We start from the raw sequence: 22,303 nt of genomic DNA on the forward strand, positions 1-22,303 counted from the left end.
GCTGCCAGCATCTACTTTGCCGACAGCCTGTTTCCTTTTTAAACAATCCATGTTAGAACATTCTTCTTAGATTTAAAGAATTCAGAATTGAAATCAAAGACTCCTTATCGCCTGGTGCAAGACAGGTCTTGTTCAGTTCGACTGGAGCAAAAGCCTTTGCGATGGAAACATCTTTGCCAGGACATTCCCCAAGATTATGCATAAGGAATTTTTCATCAATGGCAGGATCATCACGGGCAACAAGAACAACCGCACCATCTCCGTCTTCAACGATATCTGCACGTTTTTTTGCGGCGGCATAGGCTGCTGATGTATCACGGTCTGCATATAGCTTATACTTTACAAAAAGCTCCTTGCAGGCATTGTTTGTGTCTTCCTCGGAAACAGTCGCAGGGAAAACAAAGCTTCTTATCATCAATGAATTGGCCTTAAAGACCTGTTCAAGGCGTTCTATGTTTGACGGGCTTGCAGGGTCCGCAGGCAATCTTTCTGCAAGTGGAACAACACTGTCGGTCACCATGCAGTTTCCAGAACCATCCTGAGTAAGTGTTGGAGTAGACGGCACAATGAAACCGTTTACTGGCAAGGCAAATCTCCATCCATAGAGACCAGAAATAAGGTTGCCGTAATTACCTGCCGAAAAAGCATAGTAAATGTCGCCGTTCACGATTTTCTTAAGACGACTGAATGCAAAGGTGTAGAAAAAAGCCTGTGGCAAAAGACGGCCGATGTTTGCCGTGTTTGCGACTGTAAGATGGTATTTTTCCACAAGGTCACGGTCGGCAAAAATTCCGCGCACCAGATTGCGGCAATCTTCAATGGTTCCGTCAACCTCAACAGGATAAAGATTTCCTCCATTCCAGACAAAATCACTTTCATCCATTCCACGGAGACTTCCCTTTGGAGTAAGAAGCACAGACTTAAGCAGCTTTTTATCCTTCATCGCCTTTGACATGCAGGCTCCAAGTTCTCCCGTAGTTGCATCAAGAAGAATTGCCTTTTCACCATCAAGCTGAAGAATCGTCTCAAGTGCTGCCGTAAGATACGAAACGCCATAATCCTTAAAGGTTCCTGTCGCACCGTTATGAAGCTCCAGAAGAAAAAGATTGTCATCCAACTGCCTGAATACAGGATCCTTTTCAAAGGCTCGTGTCGCAATCGTTTCACAAATTATAGGACTGAATTCATCATTGACCATCGCAGATGTAAGTGCACCTGCAAGCGATGAGAAAGATGTATTTTCATCTGCATAAAGAATCCAGCGGCGTAGGTCCATCATATCATACGGAACATACAATCCGCCGTCGGAAGGCATGCAATCGAGCACAGCCTTCTTGAACCCCGCTACATTTTCAGTATTGCGAGTACTGTAGAATTTCATTGATCTAATCCCCTCTCTAGTACCAAAGAAAACTTATTTCTTATGACGACGGTCAAGTTCGTTGTATACGTCCTGCCATGTAACGCCTTCCTTGTACATAAGGACACTTACAAAGTAAAGAAGATCGGCAGCTTCCCAGATGACTTCATCCTTTCCTTCTGCCTCACAGATTTCTTCTGCTTCTTCTTCTACCTTTTCGCGAACACGCTTGTCATTAAGAGTTGCCGTGTAGCTTCCTGGGCGAGGATTTGCAAAGCGCTCTGAAATTGTTGCATAGAGGCGTTCCATTGAACTTCTTTCGTCAGGCTCTGCACCAAAGCAGGTAAAGCTTCCTGTGTGGCATGCACCGCCATGAGGAATAACTGTAGCAAGGATTGTATCCCTGTCGCAGTCTACGCGCATCTTTACAACTTCAAGGAAATGACCGCTTGTTTCACCCTTTGTCCAAAGTACATTTCTTGTACGGCTAAAGAATGTAAGCTTGCCAGTATCAAAGGTCTTTGCAACTGCTTCCTTGTTTGAAAATCCCATCATGAGAACTTCACCGTTTACACTCTGAGCAATTACAGGAACCATTCCGTTTGTCTTTTCCCAGTCAAGGCAAGCCATGAAGCTGTCCTTGAGAGAAACTGCACCAGTGTAGAGGGCCATTCCAAGCTGAACATCACATCCAAGCTTTTCAAGTTCCGCAATCTGTTCAAGACTGTTTACTCCGCCTGCAGCTACAACACGACACTTTACTGCTGCCCTAAGCTGGCGGCACATGTCCATGTCTGTCCCCTGCATGCAGCCTTCCTTTTCAACGCATGTAAAAAGAAGTTCAGAAGCATATTTTTCAGCTTCCTTTGCGCCTTCAATAAGGGAAATGTTTGCTGTTTCTGTCCAACCCTTGAGGGCAATCTTTCCATTGATTGCATCAACAGAAATGATTACGCGCTGCTTGCCAACGGCTGCAACCAGTTCTTCAAGGAAAGCAACATTAAGGATAGGATCGCTTTCTGTCTTGCGGTCTGCATTCCAGGCTGCAGAACCAACGATAACCTTTTCTGCACCAAGGGAAATCAATTCCTTTGCTTTCTTTACATCGCGGATTCCACCGCCAACGCGAACATTTCCTTTTCTAAGGAGGGACTTTAAAAGTTCAGTATTTGGTGTATTGCCTTTTGCATCTGTATTTCTCAATGCCTGGTCAAGGTCGATAATTGCAACTTCGCCATATTTGTTGAAGTCGTTGATCAAAGCATCAGCATCATCACGCTGAAGAACAAGATCCTTGCCATTTTTCAACTGGACAACATGTCCGTCTTTCATATCAATTGAAGCTATTACCATAAGTTTAATTTTATCTAAAATTTCCGTTCTTTACAACAAATGCTCCTATTTACACTGTCGCTCACTATTAAAATACAGAAATTTACAATATACTGTGCACTATGCTAAAAAAAGTGGGAATTGCAGTCTGCTCAAAATTTTCTTCTTCTGGATATCTGCTGGGCTACATAGGCCGCGTATTTAAGACTTCATTCTTTTTTATCACAAAAGAAAAATCAGCAAGAAAAATCCTGATAATGCAGCTGCTCTTTACTTTCATCGAAGCACTTCCCATCATTTCCATGCTGTCCGCCGCCCTTGGTTCTGCCCTTTATCTTGTAGGATATCAGTTCCTTCTCTCATTCGGTCAGGAAAGCCTCATCTACAAAGTTCTTGTAATAACCATAGTCCAGGAAATAGGACCTCTTCTGGTTGCCTTTGTGGTCACAGCCCGTTCAGCAACAGCCATCGCAACCGAAATAGGAGGAATGGTGATAAGCCATCAGATAGAAAGCTATATTTCATTCGGTGTCGATCCCATCAGCTATCTTGTCGCACCAAGATTCATCGGTGTAACAGCTTCTGTCTTTTTTCTTAATCTTTATTTCTGCCTATGCGGAACCTTCGGACCTTTTTTTGTTTCCCTCATCGTAAATCCAGTAACGGCTTCCGACTATCTTGCGGGAATTTTAAAGAGCTTTGACCTCATCACCATTGGAGTATCAATTCTCAAAAGCATAGTCTTTGGAATGATAATTTCCATTGCATCAACATATTTCGGATTTAACGTTCAGCGTGCTTCAACGGAAGTTCCTGTTGCGGGCATTGCTTCCGTTACAAAATCATTCATGAACATCATCATTGCGGATGTTCTGATAATCCTGATGGTACTTCTGAGGTAATCGATGGCACTTTTTGATATTGCTGATGTTGAATTCCATTCCCAGATAGGAGTGCCGATCATAAAAGGCGCATCCTTTACCATAGAAAAAGGCACCACAGTTCAGTTTGAAGGAAAGTCTGGCAGCGGAAAATCCACACTGATGAAAATAGCGGCAGGAATTGTTGTTCCTACAAAAGGAACCATCAGATTTGAAGGAAGGGATGTTCATGCAATGAATGAAAGAAGAACACGGGCTTTCAGAAAAAGAGCTTCATTCATCTTTCAAGATTCAGCCTTATGGGCAAACCAGAACATAATGCAGAACCTTATGCTTCCATTGCAGATCCATAATCCAGAAATGACGATGGATCAAAAAATCAAGACAATCAAGGAAATCTGCAGCCTTCTAAACTATGAGCGAAGCCTTGAACTTAGGCCTGCGGATCTTTCTATGGGAGAACAAAAAAAAATTGCATTTGCCCGTGCACTTGTACTAAAACCGGAAATTCTTTTTCTTGATGAAGTTACGGAATCCCTTGATGTAAAGGCAGTAGGTATAGTAATGAAGCTTCTTCATGATTTTATAGATGAAGGCAAAACTATCATTTACATAAGTCATAATCCGTCTTTCGTAAAAGAATTTCCTGCAAGAAAGATTATTCTAAAAGAAGGAATCATAGATGAAATTCAAGATTAAATATGCAGATCAGATTGTCGGACTCTTTTCACTCATTGGTCTTGTTGGACTCATCGTTCTGATTTTCTCCATTGGAATGACACAGAAATGGTTCCAAAAGAAAAACACCTATTACACCATGATAGACAACTCAAGTGGAATTGCGGTAGGGAAGGATTTAACCTACAAGGGATTTTCAATCGGAAAAATAAAATCAATTTCACTTGAAGGATCTCAGGTCAGAGTGAACTATTACATCCTGAAAGATTACGATGAATATATCCGCCAGTATTCTCTAGTTGAATTTGCATCAAGCCCATTCGGTTCTTCCTTTGTTTTCCACCCAGGAAATGGCAGTGGAATAATTGAAAGCGGAAGTGAGATTTTCAGAACAGATTCAGCAACAGGAACTGATTACATCGCAAAAGGACTCATCACCATTGATGGCTCTTCTGATTCAATCGCCGTAATTTTGAACAAGGTAACAACACTCGTAGACAACATAAACATCCTTCTGGGACAGGTCAATGAGGCCTTTGCAGGAACAGATCGAACAGAAATAGGAAAGATAATAAAGAACATAGACAATGTTCTTGGTGATGTGGATGGCATTCTTTCCGGAACTGGTGGAAGCGACATCAATAAAACTCTTGCAGAAATAAATGATCTTCTTGCAACCATAAACAGCGAAGGCATTCCTGCTTTGCTGGGAAAAGAAAATTCAAAAGAAATAGCAGGAATAATTTCAAACCTTGAATCCCTTACAGGCGACGCTTCCCATCTTGTTGCAAATCTTGATCCTCAGGTTTCAGATCTTCTTGTTCAGGTAAACCAGGCGGTAATACAAATGCGTGATGTTCTGAGTGGAGTTAAAAACATAGGCTTCATCAAAAAAGGTGTTGAAGAACATTCTGGAGCAAACACATCTACAGTTCAGTTAAGAAGTACGGAGTTCTAAAATGAAATTAACTAAGGCAGCAGCAATATTTATTTTTTCAATTCTCGCACTTCCCTGCTTTGCAAAAAAACAGACAAGACCTATGAAATACAGCAATGTTTCGGAAGCCGCATCAGCCCTTTATGAAAGTGCAAACACAGAAATCGCTTCCTCAAAATACATTCTTGCAGACACCCACCTTGCGGAAGCCTACACGCAGGCAGTTTCCGTAGACAACAGGGAGCTTCTATGCAAGATTTCACTTTCAAAAGCCGTTCTTTGCTATTACACTGGCACGGACTATTCTACAGACCTTGCAAAAGCAATGGACTATGCAAGCACTTCAGACCAAAAGGATTTTCTTCTTTCCGTATGCACACTTTACGATGCAGACCTAAAGGGAACAAATGCAGATCTTGAAGCCGTAAACGCAACAGAAAAAAGGATTGCAAAAAATCCTTATTACCTTGCCTACCTTTACAGAATAAAGGGAAACTATTATGCAGGCAGAAAGGACTATGCCACTGCAGAAAAATTCTATTTGCGCTCAGCAGATATCCACACAAAGGAATGTTATCTTGCAGAAATCGGTCTTGACTGGTACCAGATTGCAAGAATGAGGTCTTTGAACGGAAATAAAATGGAAGCACTTGAGGCCTTGGAGACAGCAATAAAATACGACAGGGATGCAGAGAATACAGCTGCCCTTGGAAGCGATTATTTTGCAAAGGCTCTGGTACTGACAAAAGGAAATGCAACAGAAGCTGATAAAGCTCAGGCAAAGGAAAATGCAACATGGGCAAAGGAAATCTTTACTGCAGGCGGATACACTTCCATGTCAGAAAGATGCACCCAGTTCCTAAAGTCTATTGACCAATAACATGCAAATTCGTTAACCTTATACAATCAATGGTTAACAAAAAACCTTCTACAAAATCACAGATACTCCAGATTTTAAGAACAGCCTCCTCTCCGATTAACGGCGATACCTTGGCAAATGAAACGGGCGTTTCCCGTGTTGCCGTATGGAAGGCAGTCCAGTCCCTTCAGCTTTCAGGATATAAAATTGATTCTGCAAGAAACGGATATCAGCTTTCGGAAGATCTTGCCGACAGTCTTTACCCATGGGAATTCGGCATGATTGAATCTTCCTTTTCTCATTTTGCGGAAACCGACTCTACCATGATTCAGGGGCGTATTGCTGCAGAAGAATGCAAAAACGGAGAACTAAAAGTAATCACTGCTGACATTCAGAACAAGGGACAGGGACACGCAGACCACAAATGGACTACAACAAGGGGAAGCCTTGCCTGCACCATAGTTTCAAAGGAATCAATTTCACTTGCGGAAAGCCACAGGTTTGTCATGGCATGCCAGATAGCGACAGCAAAAGCGCTTCAGGAAACAAGCGGGCGAAAGATTTTCGTACGATGGCCAAACGACATATGGACAGAGAAAGGCAAGGCAGGTGGAATTCTTGATGACTTGAGTTCCACAGGCTCCTTTACCAACTGGATAAATCTTGGACTTGGATTGAATCTTTCAGTTAAGCCTAAACTAAGCGGAACGGATTTCATTTTTGACGGGGATAAAAAGGTTTTGCGAAAAGACATCCTTAAGAAAATCATAGAAAATCTTAAGGCAGAAATAAAATCGGCAAAAGAATTCACCAGCGACCTTGAAAAGCAATGGAACCTTTTCTGTCCAGACGTAGGCAAAAGCTTTAAGGTGAAGGATTCAGAAAAAACTTACCTTTTCAAGGGAATCAATTCCTACGGATGGGCTGTAACAGAATGCAACGGTCAGGAAAAATCGTTTCCACCATGCACCATAAATTTCATAAAATCAGGAGAAAAACTAAATGAACTCAAAATTTAAAGGACTTGTTCTCAGTGCACTTTTTGCAGCATTGATTTCTGCTGGCAGTTTCCTCATCATACCTCTTCCAGGTGGAATTCCAATCGTACTTCAGGACATGATGTCAATGTTGAGCGGACTTATTCTTGGACCTGTCTACGGAGCAACTGCAGTTGCAGTTTTCCTTCTTCTCGGTTCAATGGGGCTTCCAGTATTTTCTGGGAAGGCAGGATTCCACATCCTTACATCCCATCCAACCTGCGGCTTCCTTTACGGATATTTTCTTGCAGCTTTGGTAAGCGGACTTTTCCTTCATATTCTGCTCAACAAAAACAAAGAACATTCAAACCTAAAGCAGTACATCCTGATTTCAATCGCAGCACTGATTGCAACCATAATCTGCTTTACCATGGGAATCATCGGATTCACACACATCACCCACAAGACCGTTACTGAAAGCATTCCACTTGTTGTTCTTCCTTTCATTCCGGGAAATACAATCAAGCTGATCCTTATGGTTCCACTCACAAAGAAATTCAGAAAGACAGTTCAGCTATAAAATGAAAGCAATAGAAATAAAAGAAGTAACAAAAACTTTTCCCGACAAAACGACTGCGCTGGAAAACATCAGTTTTGCAATTGATGAAGGAGACTTTGCCGTAATTGCAGGTTCCAACGGATCAGGCAAAAGCGTCCTCATGTCATTGATTGCAAAGCTGGATTCGCCTACAGAAGGAACAATCGAAACAAGTTCTCAGGCTGGCCTTGTTTTCCAGGATGCAGACGCACAGATTCTTGGAGAAACCTGCGAAGAAGACGTTGCCTTCGGTGCAAAGAATTCAGGATATAAAAAAGAAGCACTAAAAGAAAAAATCGTTCAGTCTCTGGAAGCAACTGGATTGCTTTACAAAAAATCCGCTGCCGCAAGAACCATGTCTGGCGGAGAAAAAAGAAGGCTTGCAGTTTCAGGCATACTTGCCATGGACAGAAGCATTTTCATTTTTGACGAGCCTTTTGCAAACCTTGACTGGCCCGGAATCAAGAAAACCTGTGGAATTTTAAAGCAGCTTAAAGACGAAGGCAAAACAGTCCTTGTCCTTACCCATGAACTTGAAAAAATCCTGGCCCTCGCAGACAGGTTCATCGTCCTTGACAAGGGTAAAATTCGTTTTGATGGAAATCCAACAAACGGATTAAAGCTTGATCTTGAGCAGTGGAGCATCAGAAATCCACTTAAAGACGGAATGAAACTGGAAGACCTTCTATGGCTGTAGCATTATTCTCATACAAAAACAGAACATCAATTCTGCACAGGATTCCGTCCCTTATAAAAATCCTCATAATGTTTTCATTCTGCATTTTCTGCTTTAAGGAGACAACTTACGAGCAAATCAAGCTGCCAGGCTGTCTTGCCTTTTCATTGCTGCTGTTTTTCCTTGCCCGCGGCAACTGGACTACCATAAAGTCTTTGCCTTATGTATTTGTCCTTGGGGCTTTTGTCACTGTTTTAAGGATGTTCAATTTCTTTCCAGAATTTTCATTCAACAAAGAAGGTTTTATCTGGGGAATCCTTTACACCGCACGGCTTTTTATTACGGCTTTTGCCTGTCAGGTGATTTTCGAAACCACCTCCAGCTCACAGATCCAGGACAGCCTTGAACAGATTGAAAACGCCTTTGCAAAAGTGATTCCACCTGTAAAAAAAATGCACGGTGCATTGCTCATCTCACTTGCCATTAATTTCATCCCTTTGGTATTCGAAACATGGGACAAAGTTCACCTTGCATCAATGGCACGAGGTCCTAAAAAGAGGAACCTTATTTCGGCCACAAACATTCTGCTTTCGGAACTGGAAGCACTTTTATCATGCCTTATATTCAAGGCTGAAACAAAACGAAAAGCAATTCTGAACAGAGGAAACTATGATTAACGAGATTAAAGAAAAGATCATCAAAGAAAACTACAGGATAACAAAGGAAGAAGCCCTTGCACTTTTTGAGCAGCCACTTGAAGAACTTGCAAAGGCCGCCAACGAATTAAGGCTTGCATGTGCTCCAAAAACAACAAGCGTATGTTCCATCATAAGTGCACGTCAGGGAAAATGCGGAGAAAACTGCAAGTACTGCGCACAGAGTGCCCACTGGAAAACCAGCTGCACCAGTCACCCAATGATAAAACCTGAAGACGCAATTCCACAGTGCAAGAAAGCAATTGAAAACAAAGTTTCACGCCTTTCACTTGTCACAAGCGGTGTTGGACTCAAAGGTCAGGAGTTCGATCAGGCACTTGAATGCTACAAGGAAATCTTAAAGACTACAAACGGAAAACTTTTGCTTTGCGCTTCCCACGGAATCATTTCCTACGAACAGATGGTTCAGCTTAAGGAAGCGGGTGTCGTAAGATACCATCACAATGTTGAAACAAGCAAAAACTATTTTTCCAAAATCTGCACGACACATACCTACGAAGACAGAATCGAAACCATCAGGAATGCAAAAAAAGCAGGACTTGAAATCTGTTCAGGCGGAATCATCGGCATGGGAGAAACCATCGAAGACAGAATTGACCTTGCCATGACAATCCGCGATCTTGAAGTTCAGTCTGTACCTGTAAACATCCTGAACCCGATTCCAGGAACACCCCTTGAAAACATCGAAAAGATTTCAAAGGAAGAAGCATTGAAGACCATCGCAGTATTCCGCTTCATAATGCCGTCACAGTTCATCCGTTGTGCAGCAGGAAGAAAATCCCTTGGCGAAAACGGACGCGATGCATTCCTTAGCGGTGCAAATGCCCTCATCAGCGGAGACTTTCTTACAGTAGAAGGAAGCACAAACAAGGAAGACCTTGAAATGCTTGAAGAGCTTGGTCTTGGAATAGAAGAGTTCTAACGGGAAAAATCCAACCACAAAAAATGGCAGACGCATTCATAATAAACGGACTGAGGACTTTCATAGGTCTAAAGAACAAGTCATACAAAAACATTCCAGCAGAAGACCTTGCGGCAGAAGTTTTAAAGGCATTGAACCATAAAAACATCGCACAGGGAATAGCACCAGAAATGGTAATAGCAGGAAACTGCACAAACGGAGGCGGAAACCTTGCACGGCTTGCCCTTCTCAAGGCAGGACTTGGTGACGACATTCCGGGAATCACAATCGATGCCCAGTGTGCGTCAGGTCTTGAAAGCATAATGACGGGATACGCCCGAATCAAATCCGGCCTCAATTCCATAGTGATTTGCGGAGGGGCAGAAAGTGCTTCAACCTGCTGCGTGCGTTCATACAACAAAAACCACCCGAACCATGACCCGAGCAAAGCAGACAATTCCTATGTTTCCGCCCAGTTCATTCCGGAAACCTTCTGCGAAGATTCAATGATAATGAGCGCAGACGAAACATGCAGAAAGCATGGATTTACATCAGACGATTTAATTTTTTCCGCTGTTGAAAGCCACGAGAAGGCTGCAAAATCCGTGGAACTGATCAAGTCTCTTGCGCTTCCGGTTTTTGGCCTTGAAAAAGATGAAGGAATAAGAAATTCAATTTCCAAAAAATTCATTGAAAGACTTGCGCCTGTTCTTCCAGACGGAATCATAAACGCCGCCACCAGCTGCCTTTTCAACGACGGTGCGGCATTTGTTACGGTTGCTGATGAAACTACTGCAAAAAAATCCAGAAGCCCGGTTTTTAAAATCCGCCATGCAGTCACAGTGGGAGGCCCGCGGTTTTTGAGTCCTGAAAGCATGATCATTGCAATGGAAAAGCTCATTGAAAAATCTGAAGTCAATGAAAACGAAATCGACAGAATAGATTACAACCAGGCCTTCGCTTGCCTTGACTTTCTGTACAAAAAAAGATTTTCCAAGCCGTCAAATGCCTTTGGAGGCGCCCTTGCTTACGGCCATCCATACGGAGCGTCCGGTGCCATAGTGGTCCTTCACCTGATGAAAGCCCTTGAACATTTTGACGAGCACTACGGAATAGCGGCGGTTCCTGCTGCAGGCGGAATTGCAAGTGCCATTCTTCTTGAGAGGATGAAATGAAACATCTGCACCTGATTCATCAGGACAAGCCTGAACTTCAGCTGAAGGAATTTACATCGAGCCTTGGTTCATGCATTCCAATCATCGCACCACGGAAGCTTGACGATTCAATCCTAGGGGCCGTGGAAATTCCAAAGGAAGCAGATTTTGCAGTCGCCTCATCAGGCACGACAGGAAAACCAAAATTATATTTCAGGACAAAAAGAAGCTGGACTGATTTTTTTCCGGAACAGGATGAACTTTTTTCAATCAATTCAAGCTCAAGAATTTTCATCCACGGAAGTCTTGCATTCACCGGCAACCTGAACATTGCCTACGAAGCAGTGGAAGCTGAAGCATTCCTGCATTGCGCATCTTCATTCCGCGCCGAAGTCTGGGCAGAAGAAATCCTAAAGAACAGAATCGACACCATCTACCTGATTCCGGACAAACTTCTGCACCTTGTCCGCCATGGAAGCAAGTTTGAAAACATCAGGACAATAATCTGCGGCTCACAGTTCATAAGCGAAAAACTTTTTGAAATGACCCGCTTTTGCTTTCCCAATGCAAAGATAATTCTCTACTACGGTTCTTCTGAAGTAAATTATGTGTCCTACAACGTGCTGAATGAAAAACCTGATCACGAAAACTGTGTAGGAAAAATATTCGATTCCATAATGGTAAAATTTTCACCGGAAGGAAACATCCTTGTGGACTCGCCTTTTTCCGTCTGCGGAATTTCAGGTTACTATGACACAAAGGACAAAGGTTATCTGAAAGACGGACTTCTGTATCTTAACGGCCGCTCCGACGACCAGCTGAACATTCTTGGTGAAAAAATAAATGCCTGTGAAATCAAAAAGCGGCTGCTTCAATTTTCCAGTATCGAAGAATGTGAAATCAGTGTTGAAGAAAAAAACTCAAAGAAATTTGTTGTGGCTCACATATCAGGAAAAGATCTACCATCATCTCTGCCCAATTCAGTTTTTGACGGAATCTCTCCCGTTTTCATTCCTCAAAAATACATCCATTATGAAAAACTCCCAAGAAACGAAAGCGGGAAAATATGTTTGAGATAGACTTTAAAACTGTGTCCTTCCGCGGAAGCTGCGAGCCAAAGTAAGGCGGTCGGCATATTCAAGGTCGCCGCCAACAGGAAGACCTGAAGCAAGACGGGTGACGATTACACCGCTGTCAGCAAGAATGCGCTGAATATACAGGGCCGTTGTATCTCCTTCAACAGTCGGATTTGTCGCAAGGATCACTTCCTTTACAGCTCCTTCCTTGACGCGATCCACAAGGGAACTTATGCGGAGCTTATCTGGAGTCATTCCTTCGAGGGGAGAAATAACGCCACCGAGGACATGAAAAAGCCCGTGGAATTCGTGGCTGCTTTCAATAGTCGCAGCATCCTGGGGCTGTTCAACAACACAGATGACGCTGCGGTCACGGGTAACATCAGAGCAGATTGGACAAGGATCTTCTTCCGTCCATGCCCCGCAAACGGAACAGGGCTTAATCTTTTCCTGCAGGGTTTTAATCTGTTCTGCAAACCTGGACATGAAAAAACTGTCTGCCTTTAAAAGACTGTTGGCAATACGGGCTGCAGATTTTTTTCCGATGCCTGGAAGGTGAGAAAAGCTTTCTGTAAGTTCGTCGAGTGCGTTCATCGTAAAATCACCCTATGGATCAAAGCCCTGGGATATTCATTCCACCGAGCATAGGACCAAGTTCCGCCTTCATCTTGTCTTGCATGGCTTCTACTGCGGCGTGATGTGCTGCAAGAATAAGATCCTGAAGCATAGGAACATCGCGGTTGTCTACGCAGATCGGATCAAGCTTGATGTCCACCATTTCAAATTTTCCGTTGACTGTAACATTAACCATATTGCCGCCAGAAGAACCTGTTGCCCTGAGCGCACCAAGTTTTTCCTGAGCTTCCTTAAGCTGGTTCTGAAGACCGCCAAGATTTTTCATCATATCAAATGGATTCATAATATTTTCCTTGCATTAGTAATCTATGGATTGTCACGGCATTTCATGCCCCGCAATGACAGAAAACAATTTTCTCGTCTTTTCTTGTTTAATCTGAAAAACATGTAAACTGTTGATGAACACGGAATCAGGGTTCTTCATTGCGAAGACTTTGGGCGTGCGAGTGAAACGAGTCAAATACCATGTACGCCCATCCGTCGGAGCAGATGAAGGTTCCTGATGGGAGTGTTCATCAACACTACTACACAATGCTTTTTCTTGATTATACTAGCCCTGTTGTTTCATCAATGCCCATCATGATGTTTAGGCACTGAACTGCAGCACCTGACGCACCCTTTCCAAGGTTATCAAGTCTTGTTGTAATACAGATGCGCTCGTCATTTCCGTAAACAAAAACTTCCATCATGTTTGTATTGGCAAGAGTATTGGCTGGAATGAATGGTTCTGCAAGAGTTCCTTCACCCATAAAAGACGGAACCTTTACAAAGTTGCAGCCTTCATAATGCTTTGCAAACATTTCCCAAACATCCTTTGCCGAAACTTTTTTTGCAAGAAGTCTTGTATGGAGTCCGATTGTTACTGTCATCCCCTGGAAATAATCGCACACATAAGGATTGAAAACAGGTTCGAATTCAAGGCCCGGAATAAGCTTCATTTCAGGAAGATGCTTATGTGCCTGTGTAAGGGCGTAAAGTCTTGGAGAATCAAGTTCCACATTGCGTCCTTCCGCTTCGTAAACTGCAATGGCCTTTTTACCTGCCCCAGAATATCCTGAAACCGCATTGGCACAGACTGGATAATCCTTTGGAAGAATTCCGCTCTTTACAAGTGGATATGCAATGGCATTGAAACCGCTGGCATAGCAGCCAGGATTTGCAACACGGTTTGAAGTCTGGATCTTTTCACGGAAACTTTTGTCCAGTTCTGGAAATCCGTATGCCCATGCAGGATTTACGCGATGTGCTGTTGAAGCATCGATGATTCTTGTCTTTGGATTTGTGCAGAGGCTTACGGCTTCGATTGAAGCAGCATCTGGAAGACAAAGGAATGTATAGTCGGAAGCATTGATGCACTTTGCACGCTCGTTGCTGTCCTTGCGCTTTTCTTCGTCGATTTCGATTATTTCAAGGTCGGATCTTTTTGCAAAGCGTTCAAAAATCTTAAGGCCTGTTGTTCCTTCTTTTCCATCGATAAATACTTTTACAGACATATTTTACTCCTATTCTCTTTTTCTATCATTGAACTCCAAGAAGAGATCCTCTGAACACATCGCACAGCACCTCAACTTCCTTTGGAAGGGCAGCCTTTTCCTCGTCAACCTTCTTTTCAAGGATTTTGATATCAAGTGAAATCTGTCTTCCGTAGACTTCTGAAAGATAGGCGGTGATCTTTTCTACCTCAGATAAAAGCTGAACCTGAACAAATTTGTTTTCGGCATAGACTGTCATTCTGTCTCCATCCAGGTGCCAGTTGTCGGTCTCTGACAGGCTGTTGGAAATCATTACATCCTCAACAGAAAAATCACTGATGATTGCTTCACGAACCTTTCCAACGTCCTTTGAGTCAACAATTTTCAGCGCCGCATTTTTTTCAGGCTGAACCTCCTGAACGGCAGGCTTTGCAATTTCCACTGGTCTTGGGGTTTCCATTGCTGAATTGTTTACAGGCGGTTCAGCTCCGCCATTAAGAAAAGGGTCGATTTCCTCTTCGGATGCATTTGAGCCGTAATCGTTTTCTTCTGATGCTTCTTCCGTAAGGGCACTGAAAGTTGGCAATCCATTTACAGGACGAGCCGGTGCTGAAGTCTGAACTGGAGTTTCTGACCTTCTTTCTGTCTGCACCTGCTGAACTGGCTGAACTGATGGCTGTCCGGTTCCACCTGCAACTGCCTGGAGCTTTCTTGGACCTGCCGCATTCATAAGGACAGGCTTTACTGCATCAACAGCCTTCTTTACTTCCTGTGCCGAAACATAATCCTTGAGCCAGCACATTCTAGAAAGCGCAAGTTCAAATTCATAGCGTGGACTTAAAGAATATCTTATATCACGGTAAAGCTGCATGAAAATGCTCAAAGCACGTTCAACCTGAATCGTAGACCAGGCATTAATCACATCTGCCGAATACCTTTCTGCACTCTGACCGAGCAAAGCTTCCTTTTTGATTCCACTCTTGATGAAAAGAATTGAGCGAAGGTAATCGGTACAGTTTGAAATGAGCTGTTCTATGCTTACACCGTTCTGAAGATATTCATCAAACTTGAGGAGAACATTGGTACTGTCTCCTTTTACGCAGAGACCAAAAAGCTCGTTGAGCCTGTCGATTCCAACAAGTCCAAGTTTGTCGCGGATTTTTTCGTAGGTAATTTCATCGCCGCTGAATGCCGCAACCTGATCAAAAAGAGTATAGCTGTCGCGCATTGAACCGCCTGCTTCACGGGCAATCCAATAGAGGGCTTCATCCTGAGCCTTGATTCCAAGTTCTGCGGCAGCCTGTGCAAGCTGTTCCTTAACTTTTTCAACGGGAACAAGGCGATAGTTGAACTGCTGACACCTTGATTTGATGGTAGCAGGAACTTTCTGAAGTTCTGTAGTAGCAAAAATAAAAACTACATGTGGAGGCGGCTCCTCAATGGTCTTAAGCAAAGCATTGAAGGCGTTGTTTGAAAGCATATGGACTTCGTCGATGATGTAGATTTTGTAGCGGCAGGTCTGAGGAGGGAAAAGAACTTCATCTTTAATCTGGCGCACGCCATCTACGGAATTGTTTGAGGCTCCGTCTATTTCAATAACATCAAGAGCTGAACCTGCTGTAATTTCACGGCAGGCATCACATTCACCGCACGGAGTCGCTGTTGGACCTTTCTGGCAGTTGAGGGCTTTTGCAAGAATACGGGCAGTAGAAGTCTTTCCGCATCCTCTTGGGCCTGAAAACAGATATGCATTGGCGATTTTGCCTGACTGAATTGAATTCTTTAATGTTTCTGCAACAAATTCCTGACCGACAAGAGCTGAAAAACTCTGGGGGCGTCTTCTTGTCGCTGTTACTTCATATGCCATAGGGATATAGAATACACCAAAAACGCCCTTTTCTCAATGCTATTTAATCTTGCTCTTAGCCTTTTCCTTCAGTTCGTAGATATAGCGCTTGATTTTCTGAGTGGCCGTCTTTTCAAATTCATCGATTTTTTCTATTTTACCGATGTGGGAAGACTTGTTTACGCGTGTATTCACAAAGAACTGAATTTCTCCAAGAATTGCTTCCTTATGCCAGGCAAGATCGCGGCTTACCTTCTGAACATTGTTTTCGATTCTGTCCCTAAGGCTACGCTGCTTTGCTTCTTCCTCAAGTTTTTCTTCATCAACCTTGACGAGGGCAACAAGACCGCCATCCCCTTCAACAACCAGAGATTCATTTACAAAAGGATTCTGATTAAGGATGAACTCAATGTCTTCAGGATAGATGTTCTCCCCGCTTGGACCAAGGATCATGTTCTTGTTGCGGCCTTTCAGACTAAGGCGGACAAGACCTTTTTTCTTTGCAATCAAACCAAGATCACCTGTCTTGAAATAGCCAGGACCTGCACTGTCTTCTTCAGTAGTGAAAACCGATTTTGTAAGTTCCGGATCGCGGTAATAGCCCTTCATGATGTTTGGTCCCTTGGCAACAACTTCACCGACCTTTGTTTTTGGATCAGGATTGTTGATTACAAGTTCAACGCCTTCCATAACAGGACCTACAGTTCCCGGGAATGTGATTTTTGTTCCGCTGCCTGCAAGCAAAGGAGAAGTTTCCGTAAGTCCATAGCCGATGGCATAAGGGAAATTTGCTTCCTTGAGGAATTTTTCTACCTTAGGATCAACTTTTGCACCGCCAATTCCAAAGAATACAAGGTGACCGCCAAAAGTCTTCTTGAGTTTTTTTCCTGCAGCCCTGTTCAGCATTTTCCTGAAAGGAGCAATTCTATACAGAACATAAAGAATTTTGTTTGACTGGAACGTAGGAAGAACCTTGTTCTTGTAGATTTTTTCCATTACAAGGGGAACTGAAAGAACGATTGTAGGCTCAACTTTTTCAAAGGCAGGAAGAAGAGCACTGACGACAGGAGGCTTTCCAAGATAGTAGACACAGGCGCCGTTCAGAAGCATCATTACAAATCCAATGGTAAATTCATAGACATGGCTCAATGGAAGAAATGAAAGGGCACGGTCAATTTTGTTTACACGATGAACGCTCTGGCACTGAACCGATGTCCACACGATGTTCTTGTGAGACAGTTCAACTCCTTTGGATCTTCCAGTAGTTCCGCTTGTATAAATTATGCTTGCAGTTGCATCTTCATCAATTTCAACAGGTACAAGAGCCTTCTTTATTTCAGAAGCGTGATGGCGGACAAAGTGATCAGCTTTTTCATAAGCTTCTTCATCACCTCTGATAAGGGAATAGTCCTCAAGTTTAATGATGGTTTTTGGAAGATTATCTCCAAGACACTCTATTTTTTTATAGAGCTTTTCTTCCACAAACATGGCATCAACGCCGCAGTGGGCAAGGATGCTTTCCACTTCCGCAACGGAAAAATCCGGCAAAAGAGGAACCGCTATCATTCCACGGTTAACGATGGCAAAATATGCAATACCCCATTCAGGACGGCCGGTGCCCAAAATCACTATCTTGGATTCTTTTTTTAAGCCAATCTGCTCAAGAACATAAGAAAGGGCTTCGCTTTTTTCTTTAACCTGACCATAGGACACAGGGTATTCACCGACAAGAGCAAGGGCAGGCCTGTCGTAGAATTTTTTTACGGAATTGGCAAGCAAAGCAGGGAAAGTATACTGTTTAAGGTCTTCTATTGTTTCCATGAATAATTCTACTTATAACCGAATATATATTATTAGTATAACCCAATATGTCGATACTTACCAATAAAAATTGTATAATCGTCTTCATGAATTATGTTGAACAGGACTTGCCAAAGGCAGGTGATACAGTTTTAGTTGGACTTTCAGGTGGAGTTGATTCAACCCTTACAGCCTTCATGCTCAAGAACATGGGATGCAAAGTAATAGGTGTAACCATGAGTCTTTGGGATGGAACCGTCATAGAAAAAAACAAGGACAGCAACAAAGTAAAAATGAAGGAAGCCTGCTACGGACCTGGTGAAGAAGAAAACATCGAAGAGTGTACTGAATTCTGCAAGGCAAACGGAATCGAATATCATGTAGTGGATGTAAAGGCTGAATACAAGGAAAAGGTTCTTGAGTATTTTAAAAGCGAATATAGAAACGGACGCACTCCAAATCCATGCATCATGTGCAACAGAAACATAAAATTCGGAGCCATGCTTGAAGCTATTGATAAACTTGGAATTCATTATGATTACTTCTGTACGGGACACTATGCAAAAATCGTCCGCCCAGAAGAAGGAATTTTTGGGACAGACCAACGCCCATTTATGATAAGTGGAGCAACAGACGTTTCAAAGGATCAGACCTACTTCCTTTACCGCGTGCCATCAGATACCCTTGCAAAGGTAAGGTTCCCATTGGCAACAAAGACAAAGGCAGAAGTTTTTGAACTTGCAAAGAGCGCAAACCTAAAGGCAGCCGACAGGGAAGAAAGCCAGGACTTTGTAGGCGAAGAATACCGCGATGCACTTTTTTCAGACAAGCCTAGCATTCCAGGCGACATCATAGATCTGGACGGTCATATACTTGGAAGACACAGGGGAATAGAACACTACACCATCGGACAGAGGCGCGGACTTGGAGTTGCCGCAAGCTATCCTGTTTATGTCCATTCAATCGATGTAAAGAACAATCTTGTAGTCCTTGCAAAAAATGAAGAGCTCAATTCAAAGGGACTAATTGCAGACGACTTTGTTTGGCCTGCAGGAATTGAACCAAAGGAAGAAGTTGAAACGCTCGTAAAGATTCGTCTTGCTTCCCGTCCTGTTCCATGCAGAATAACAAAATACATCCCTGATGCAGAAGACAAAACAGAATACAAGGGACAGCCATGGAAAATCATCTTTGATGAAGAACAGCGTGCAGTAGCCCCTGGTCAGTCAGCTGTCCTTTATAAGGATGGAGTAATCATAGGCGGCGGAATCATTTCAAAGGTAATCAAATAAAGCAATGACACTGCAGAAACTTTACAGCTACACAAGGCAGTGCATCCAGCAGTTTGATTTGATTGACGAAGGAGACAGAATCCTTGTTGGAATTTCAGGAGGCAAGGATTCCCTTACCCTGCTCTATGCCCTTGCAGGCTTGAGAAAATTTTTCCCAAATAAATTTGAAATTGTTGCAGCAACGGCGGACCTTGGTTTTGGAGAATTTGATCTATCGGAAATACAGAAACTCTGTAACGAGCTTGAAGTTGAATACCACATCATAAAGACAGACATTGCACTGATACTGAAGGAAAAAGTTCAGAAGGGATCCTATTGCGCCATGTGTGCAAAACTCCGCAAGGGAGCCATAAACAATTTTGCAAAGAAAATAGGATGCAACAAGGTAGCCTACGCCCATCATCAGGACGACATGATTGAAACCATGATGCTTTCATTGATCTACGAAGGACAGTTCTACACCTTTGCACCAAAAACCTACTACAAGGAAGCGGACATTACCGTTATCCGCCCCCTAATCAATATTCCTGAAAGCGACATCAAGGGATTCAGAAACAAATACGAATTGCCCTGCGTAAAAAATCCTTGCCCCCACGACGGTACTACAAGAAGACAGTACGCAAAAGAACTCATTGCAAAAATCAACAAGGATAATCCTGGCGTAAAAAAGAAAATGTACAACGCCATCCTAAAAGGAAAAATCTACGAGTGGAATTAACTCAAGTCACAAAATTTCCAACAATTAGTTTGAAATATCCTTAAAAAAATATTTCTTCAAAAATAAAAATCTTTATTAGAAAAAATCCATTTTCTCCCTTATAATATACTTATGTTATAATGGAGGAGATTAACCATGAAATCGGAAAAGAAAATTTCATTAAGCGTTCAAATCGTTCTCGTAAGCATCCTTTCAGTTTTATCAGCTGTAATAATTCTCGGAATTGTTTCTGTAGTCAAAATGAATTCCACATACCGCAGCGACCTAAAGGCTACCTCAGCAGCTCACGTTGAAAAAATGTCGGAACAGGTAAACAATATTTTTACACCTATGGCACTGCTATGTAATAATTCTGCAGCACTGACTGAAGCCAATTACAATGGTGATGACATGCTAAAGAACTTCACCACATTCTTGAAAAATTCAGAAAACATTTTCGACATCTATTATGCTTCTGACATTTCCATCAGAGACACTGCCAATGGTGGACTCTTTGTAAGTGCCGACGGTTGGGATCCTGATCCAGATTGGAACCCAGTAACAAGAGACTGGTACATCAGCGCAAAAAACAATCGTGGCAAATGCATTTTTACAGATCCATACATTGATGCCCAGACAGGAAACATCTGCTTTACACTTTCAAAAGCAATCGTCGTAAACAACAAATTCATGGGAGTTCTTGCCATCGACAGTTTCGTTGACGGACTTAACGACAAACTCCAGAATCAGAAACTTACAGAAAACAGCGTTGTTTATCTTGTAGATGCAAAGGGGAAATACATCACCAATGAAGACGGTACAAAAGTCATGGAAGCAAATTTCTTTGACGACTCTGACTTCGACGAAGTTGCAAAGATGGACATCGCAAGCATTCTTAACGGGGAAACTCAGGTTTTCATTTCTTCAAAAAAATATTACGGCGTTACTTCTGTTGCCGGAACAAACTGGTTCATCGTATGTGAAGGAAACCTTAGCGAACTTTCAAACATCCTTCTGAGCTACATCAAGTTCATCGTAATCATCATGATTATCCTAATCGTTGGATTCGGAACAGTTGCACTTCTTATTTCTGGAAACATCTCAAAGGCATTTAAGACTTTGTCTAAAGGATGTCAGAGTTTCTCTCGCGGAGATTTCACAGAAAGGTTCAAGAACTACAATTCAGAAGAAGCAAATCTTCTTTCTTCAGGCTTCAATGAACTTGCAGAGAACATGACAAAACTCGTTTCAGGAATCAAGGAATCAGCAACCAATGTTCAGAAAGTCTCTGAAAATGTTTGGAATACAACAGAACAGATTAATTCAACAGTAGAAAAAGTAAACCTTTCCGTTGACTCGATGAACAAGAGCATCGTTTCCGAGAACAATGCAATAGAAAACATTTCACAGGTAGTTTCCCTCATCGTTTCAGAAACAAACAGTCTCAACGAATCCATCCACAAGCAGGGCAACATTCTTTCAAAATCTGCAACAGCAGTTCAGGATATGGCACAGAATGTCATTACTACTGCAAACAAAACAAATGCTGCAACAGAATCCATCAGAAAACTTGTTGATGTCTCTCAGGAAAACAGAACTCAGCTCACAACTTCAACAAATGAAATTCAGCAGGTTAAGGAAGCTTCAAAACAGCTTCTTGCAATCAACGATGTAATTTCAGCAGTTGCCGCACAGACTAACCTTCTTGCCATGAATGCCGCCATCGAAGCAGCCCACGCAGGTGAAGCTGGCAAGGGATTTGCAGTTGTTGCAGGTGAAATCAGAAAACTTGCAGAAACCACTGCAAATCAGGCAAACAGTTCAAAGGAATCCATCAGTTCCATCAGCGCAAAGATTGATGAAATTACAGAATCTTCCGTAAACATCACAAACTCTTTCGGTGCCACAATCGAACAGATCATGAGTGTTTCAGACACAATTGAAGACCTTAAGAACAAGGCAGAAGAACAGGGACAGCAGGCCCATGAAATCCTTACTTCCCTCAAGGATATTGATGATATTTCCCACAATGTTAAGACCAATGCAGAAAAAATCAGCAGCAGTACAGACCAGGCCTTTACACTTTGTTCCGGCATTAAAGAATCCAGTACCAGCGTAAAGGAATGCCTTGCAAGCTGCAATTCTGCCGTTGAAACTCTGGACTGCAACTCAAGGAAACTCAGTGAAATTTCAATTGAAGCAAAAAGTAATTCAAGAAACCTCATTGATTCCGTAAGCGTATTCAAGGTTAACAAGTAATAAGTCTAAAGATAAAAAATCATAACCACCCCTCAAAGGGGTGGTTTGCACTGTGGCTATAAGCCAAGTGTCTCAAACATGCGTCTCAAGGCGCTTGCTTTCACTAACGTTCAAGCCTACCGTAGTTTGACACCCGCAGGGGCATGAAGCCCCGTT

General features: G+C 42.6%; 21 protein-coding genes. 14 read left to right on the forward strand and 7 right to left on the reverse strand.

Annotated features, from left to right (window positions below; translation table 11 throughout):
- Nucleotides 1–52 precede the first annotated feature (52 nt).
- Complete coding sequence (locus ACKI39_RS05965; protein ID WP_407398614.1) at nucleotides 53–1,381, reverse strand: pyridoxal-phosphate dependent enzyme; 1,329 nt, start codon at nucleotides 1,379–1,381, stop codon at nucleotides 53–55.
- A gap of 33 nt (nucleotides 1,382–1,414) precedes the next feature.
- The gene (hisIE, locus tag ACKI39_RS05970) at nucleotides 1,415–2,713 is read right to left on the reverse strand and encodes a bifunctional phosphoribosyl-AMP cyclohydrolase/phosphoribosyl-ATP diphosphatase HisIE (protein WP_407398616.1); all 1,299 of its coding nucleotides are present in this window, start codon (nucleotides 2,711–2,713) and stop codon (nucleotides 1,415–1,417) included.
- Between the two features lie 101 nt (nucleotides 2,714–2,814).
- Between hisIE and ACKI39_RS05975 the strand changes: the two genes are divergently transcribed.
- Genes ACKI39_RS05975 through ACKI39_RS06025 form a run of 11 tightly spaced genes read left to right on the forward strand, consistent with a single transcriptional unit; the run spans nucleotide 2,815 to nucleotide 12,148 of the window.
- A complete protein-coding gene (locus ACKI39_RS05975) occupies nucleotides 2,815–3,594 on the forward strand; it encodes an ABC transporter permease (RefSeq protein WP_407398618.1) in 780 nt (259 codons plus the stop codon).
- A 3-nt stretch (nucleotides 3,595–3,597) separates the two neighbouring features.
- A complete protein-coding gene (locus ACKI39_RS05980) occupies nucleotides 3,598–4,272 on the forward strand; it encodes an ATP-binding cassette domain-containing protein (protein ID WP_407398620.1) in 675 nt (224 codons plus the stop codon).
- Nucleotides 4,256–5,209: an MlaD family protein gene (locus ACKI39_RS05985; RefSeq protein WP_407398622.1), complete on the forward strand. Its 954-nt coding sequence runs from the start codon at nucleotides 4,256–4,258 to the stop codon at nucleotides 5,207–5,209. Before ACKI39_RS05980 ends, ACKI39_RS05985 begins: the two co-directional genes overlap by 17 nt.
- 1 nt (nucleotide 5,210) lies before the next feature.
- Complete coding sequence (locus ACKI39_RS05990; protein ID WP_407398624.1) at nucleotides 5,211–6,068, forward strand: tetratricopeptide repeat protein; 858 nt, start codon at nucleotides 5,211–5,213, stop codon at nucleotides 6,066–6,068.
- A 29-nt stretch (nucleotides 6,069–6,097) separates the two neighbouring features.
- Nucleotides 6,098–7,066, forward strand: a complete 969-nt coding sequence (locus tag ACKI39_RS05995; protein WP_407398626.1) for a biotin--[acetyl-CoA-carboxylase] ligase — start codon at nucleotides 6,098–6,100, stop codon at nucleotides 7,064–7,066.
- Nucleotides 7,050–7,604 carry a biotin transporter BioY gene (locus ACKI39_RS06000; protein WP_407398628.1) on the forward strand — a complete coding sequence of 185 codons (555 nt, stop codon included), beginning with the start codon at nucleotides 7,050–7,052 and terminating at the stop codon, nucleotides 7,602–7,604. Before ACKI39_RS05995 ends, ACKI39_RS06000 begins: the two co-directional genes overlap by 17 nt.
- 1 nt (nucleotide 7,605) lies before the next feature.
- Entirely contained in the window at nucleotides 7,606–8,319 is a 714-nt protein-coding gene (locus ACKI39_RS06005; protein WP_407398630.1) for an energy-coupling factor ABC transporter ATP-binding protein, read from the forward strand.
- Nucleotides 8,310–8,975: a CbiQ family ECF transporter T component gene (locus ACKI39_RS06010; RefSeq protein WP_407398632.1), complete on the forward strand. Its 666-nt coding sequence runs from the start codon at nucleotides 8,310–8,312 to the stop codon at nucleotides 8,973–8,975. The genes ACKI39_RS06005 and ACKI39_RS06010 overlap by 10 nt, the downstream gene beginning before the upstream one ends.
- Nucleotides 8,968–9,936: a biotin synthase BioB gene (bioB, locus tag ACKI39_RS06015; protein ID WP_407398633.1), complete on the forward strand. Its 969-nt coding sequence runs from the start codon at nucleotides 8,968–8,970 to the stop codon at nucleotides 9,934–9,936. Before ACKI39_RS06010 ends, bioB begins: the two co-directional genes overlap by 8 nt.
- Before the next feature lie 23 nt (nucleotides 9,937–9,959).
- A complete protein-coding gene (locus ACKI39_RS06020; RefSeq protein ID WP_407398635.1) occupies nucleotides 9,960–11,090 on the forward strand; it encodes a thiolase family protein in 1,131 nt (376 codons plus the stop codon).
- Nucleotides 11,087–12,148, forward strand: coding sequence for an AMP-binding protein (locus tag ACKI39_RS06025; protein ID WP_407398637.1), 1,062 nt, complete (start codon nucleotides 11,087–11,089; stop codon nucleotides 12,146–12,148). Before ACKI39_RS06020 ends, ACKI39_RS06025 begins: the two co-directional genes overlap by 4 nt.
- A gap of 3 nt (nucleotides 12,149–12,151) precedes the next feature.
- Here ACKI39_RS06025 and recR read toward each other — a convergent pair whose 3' ends face one another.
- From recR to ACKI39_RS06050, 5 genes are all read right to left on the reverse strand, one after another.
- Complete coding sequence (recR, locus tag ACKI39_RS06030; protein ID WP_407398639.1) at nucleotides 12,152–12,739, reverse strand: recombination mediator RecR; 588 nt, start codon at nucleotides 12,737–12,739, stop codon at nucleotides 12,152–12,154.
- 19 nt (nucleotides 12,740–12,758) lie between these two features.
- Nucleotides 12,759–13,064 (reverse strand): YbaB/EbfC family nucleoid-associated protein, encoded by a 306-nt coding sequence (locus ACKI39_RS06035; protein WP_407398641.1) that lies wholly within the window; start codon nucleotides 13,062–13,064, stop codon nucleotides 12,759–12,761.
- A 262-nt stretch (nucleotides 13,065–13,326) separates the two neighbouring features.
- A complete protein-coding gene (gene argC / locus ACKI39_RS06040; RefSeq protein ID WP_407398643.1) occupies nucleotides 13,327–14,274 on the reverse strand; it encodes an N-acetyl-gamma-glutamyl-phosphate reductase in 948 nt (315 codons plus the stop codon).
- Between the two features lie 25 nt (nucleotides 14,275–14,299).
- Entirely contained in the window at nucleotides 14,300–16,120 is a 1,821-nt protein-coding gene (gene dnaX / locus ACKI39_RS06045) for a DNA polymerase III subunit gamma/tau (RefSeq protein WP_407398645.1), read from the reverse strand.
- Nucleotides 16,121–16,159: 39 nt separating this feature from the next.
- Nucleotides 16,160–17,920 (reverse strand): AMP-binding protein, encoded by a 1,761-nt coding sequence (locus ACKI39_RS06050; protein WP_407398647.1) that lies wholly within the window; start codon nucleotides 17,918–17,920, stop codon nucleotides 16,160–16,162.
- Between the two features lie 86 nt (nucleotides 17,921–18,006).
- Between ACKI39_RS06050 and mnmA the strand changes: the two genes are divergently transcribed.
- The 3 genes from mnmA (at nucleotide 18,007) to ACKI39_RS06065 (ending at nucleotide 22,147) form a co-directional block, all read left to right on the forward strand.
- The gene (gene mnmA / locus ACKI39_RS06055; protein ID WP_407398649.1) at nucleotides 18,007–19,191 is read left to right on the forward strand and encodes a tRNA 2-thiouridine(34) synthase MnmA; all 1,185 of its coding nucleotides are present in this window, start codon (nucleotides 18,007–18,009) and stop codon (nucleotides 19,189–19,191) included.
- A gap of 4 nt (nucleotides 19,192–19,195) precedes the next feature.
- A complete protein-coding gene (locus ACKI39_RS06060) occupies nucleotides 19,196–19,909 on the forward strand; it encodes a tRNA lysidine(34) synthetase (protein WP_407398651.1) in 714 nt (237 codons plus the stop codon).
- 135 nt (nucleotides 19,910–20,044) lie between these two features.
- Nucleotides 20,045–22,147, forward strand: a complete 2,103-nt coding sequence (locus ACKI39_RS06065) for a methyl-accepting chemotaxis protein (RefSeq protein ID WP_407398653.1) — start codon at nucleotides 20,045–20,047, stop codon at nucleotides 22,145–22,147.
- Nucleotides 22,148–22,303 lie beyond the last annotated feature (156 nt).

Origin of the sequence: Treponema sp. (genome assembly GCF_045641405.1) — a bacterium.
Classification (GTDB): Bacteria; Spirochaetota; Spirochaetia; order Treponematales; family Treponemataceae; genus Treponema_D.

What these genes read in the sequence shown, in the direction of transcription:
- ACKI39_RS06060 (WP_407398651.1), top strand. Translation starts at nt 19,196, where the DNA reads ATGACACTGCAGAAACTTTACAGCTACACAAGGCAGTGCATCCAGCAG.
- dnaX (WP_407398645.1), bottom strand. Translation starts at nt 16,120, where the DNA reads ATGGCATATGAAGTAACAGCGACAAGAAGACGCCCCCAGAGTTTTTCA.
- ACKI39_RS05980 (WP_407398620.1), top strand. Translation starts at nt 3,598, where the DNA reads ATGGCACTTTTTGATATTGCTGATGTTGAATTCCATTCCCAGATAGGA.
- ACKI39_RS06025 (WP_407398637.1), top strand. Translation starts at nt 11,087, where the DNA reads ATGAAACATCTGCACCTGATTCATCAGGACAAGCCTGAACTTCAGCTG.
- ACKI39_RS05975 (WP_407398618.1), top strand. Translation starts at nt 2,815, where the DNA reads ATGCTAAAAAAAGTGGGAATTGCAGTCTGCTCAAAATTTTCTTCTTCT.
- ACKI39_RS06000 (WP_407398628.1), top strand. Translation starts at nt 7,050, where the DNA reads ATGAACTCAAAATTTAAAGGACTTGTTCTCAGTGCACTTTTTGCAGCA.
- ACKI39_RS06020 (WP_407398635.1), top strand. Translation starts at nt 9,960, where the DNA reads ATGGCAGACGCATTCATAATAAACGGACTGAGGACTTTCATAGGTCTA.
- ACKI39_RS06050 (WP_407398647.1), bottom strand. Translation starts at nt 17,920, where the DNA reads ATGGAAACAATAGAAGACCTTAAACAGTATACTTTCCCTGCTTTGCTT.
- ACKI39_RS05965 (WP_407398614.1), bottom strand. Translation starts at nt 1,381, where the DNA reads ATGAAATTCTACAGTACTCGCAATACTGAAAATGTAGCGGGGTTCAAG.
- hisIE (WP_407398616.1), bottom strand. Translation starts at nt 2,713, where the DNA reads ATGGTAATAGCTTCAATTGATATGAAAGACGGACATGTTGTCCAGTTG.
- recR (WP_407398639.1), bottom strand. Translation starts at nt 12,739, where the DNA reads ATGAACGCACTCGACGAACTTACAGAAAGCTTTTCTCACCTTCCAGGC.
- ACKI39_RS05990 (WP_407398624.1), top strand. Translation starts at nt 5,211, where the DNA reads ATGAAATTAACTAAGGCAGCAGCAATATTTATTTTTTCAATTCTCGCA.
- ACKI39_RS05985 (WP_407398622.1), top strand. Translation starts at nt 4,256, where the DNA reads ATGAAATTCAAGATTAAATATGCAGATCAGATTGTCGGACTCTTTTCA.
- ACKI39_RS06035 (WP_407398641.1), bottom strand. Translation starts at nt 13,064, where the DNA reads ATGAATCCATTTGATATGATGAAAAATCTTGGCGGTCTTCAGAACCAG.
- ACKI39_RS06010 (WP_407398632.1), top strand. Translation starts at nt 8,310, where the DNA reads ATGGCTGTAGCATTATTCTCATACAAAAACAGAACATCAATTCTGCAC.
- argC (WP_407398643.1), bottom strand. Translation starts at nt 14,274, where the DNA reads ATGTCTGTAAAAGTATTTATCGATGGAAAAGAAGGAACAACAGGCCTT.
- ACKI39_RS06065 (WP_407398653.1), top strand. Translation starts at nt 20,045, where the DNA reads ATGAAATCGGAAAAGAAAATTTCATTAAGCGTTCAAATCGTTCTCGTA.
- mnmA (WP_407398649.1), top strand. Translation starts at nt 18,007, where the DNA reads ATGAATTATGTTGAACAGGACTTGCCAAAGGCAGGTGATACAGTTTTA.
- ACKI39_RS05995 (WP_407398626.1), top strand. Translation starts at nt 6,098, where the DNA reads ATGGTTAACAAAAAACCTTCTACAAAATCACAGATACTCCAGATTTTA.
- ACKI39_RS06005 (WP_407398630.1), top strand. Translation starts at nt 7,606, where the DNA reads ATGAAAGCAATAGAAATAAAAGAAGTAACAAAAACTTTTCCCGACAAA.
- bioB (WP_407398633.1), top strand. Translation starts at nt 8,968, where the DNA reads ATGATTAACGAGATTAAAGAAAAGATCATCAAAGAAAACTACAGGATA.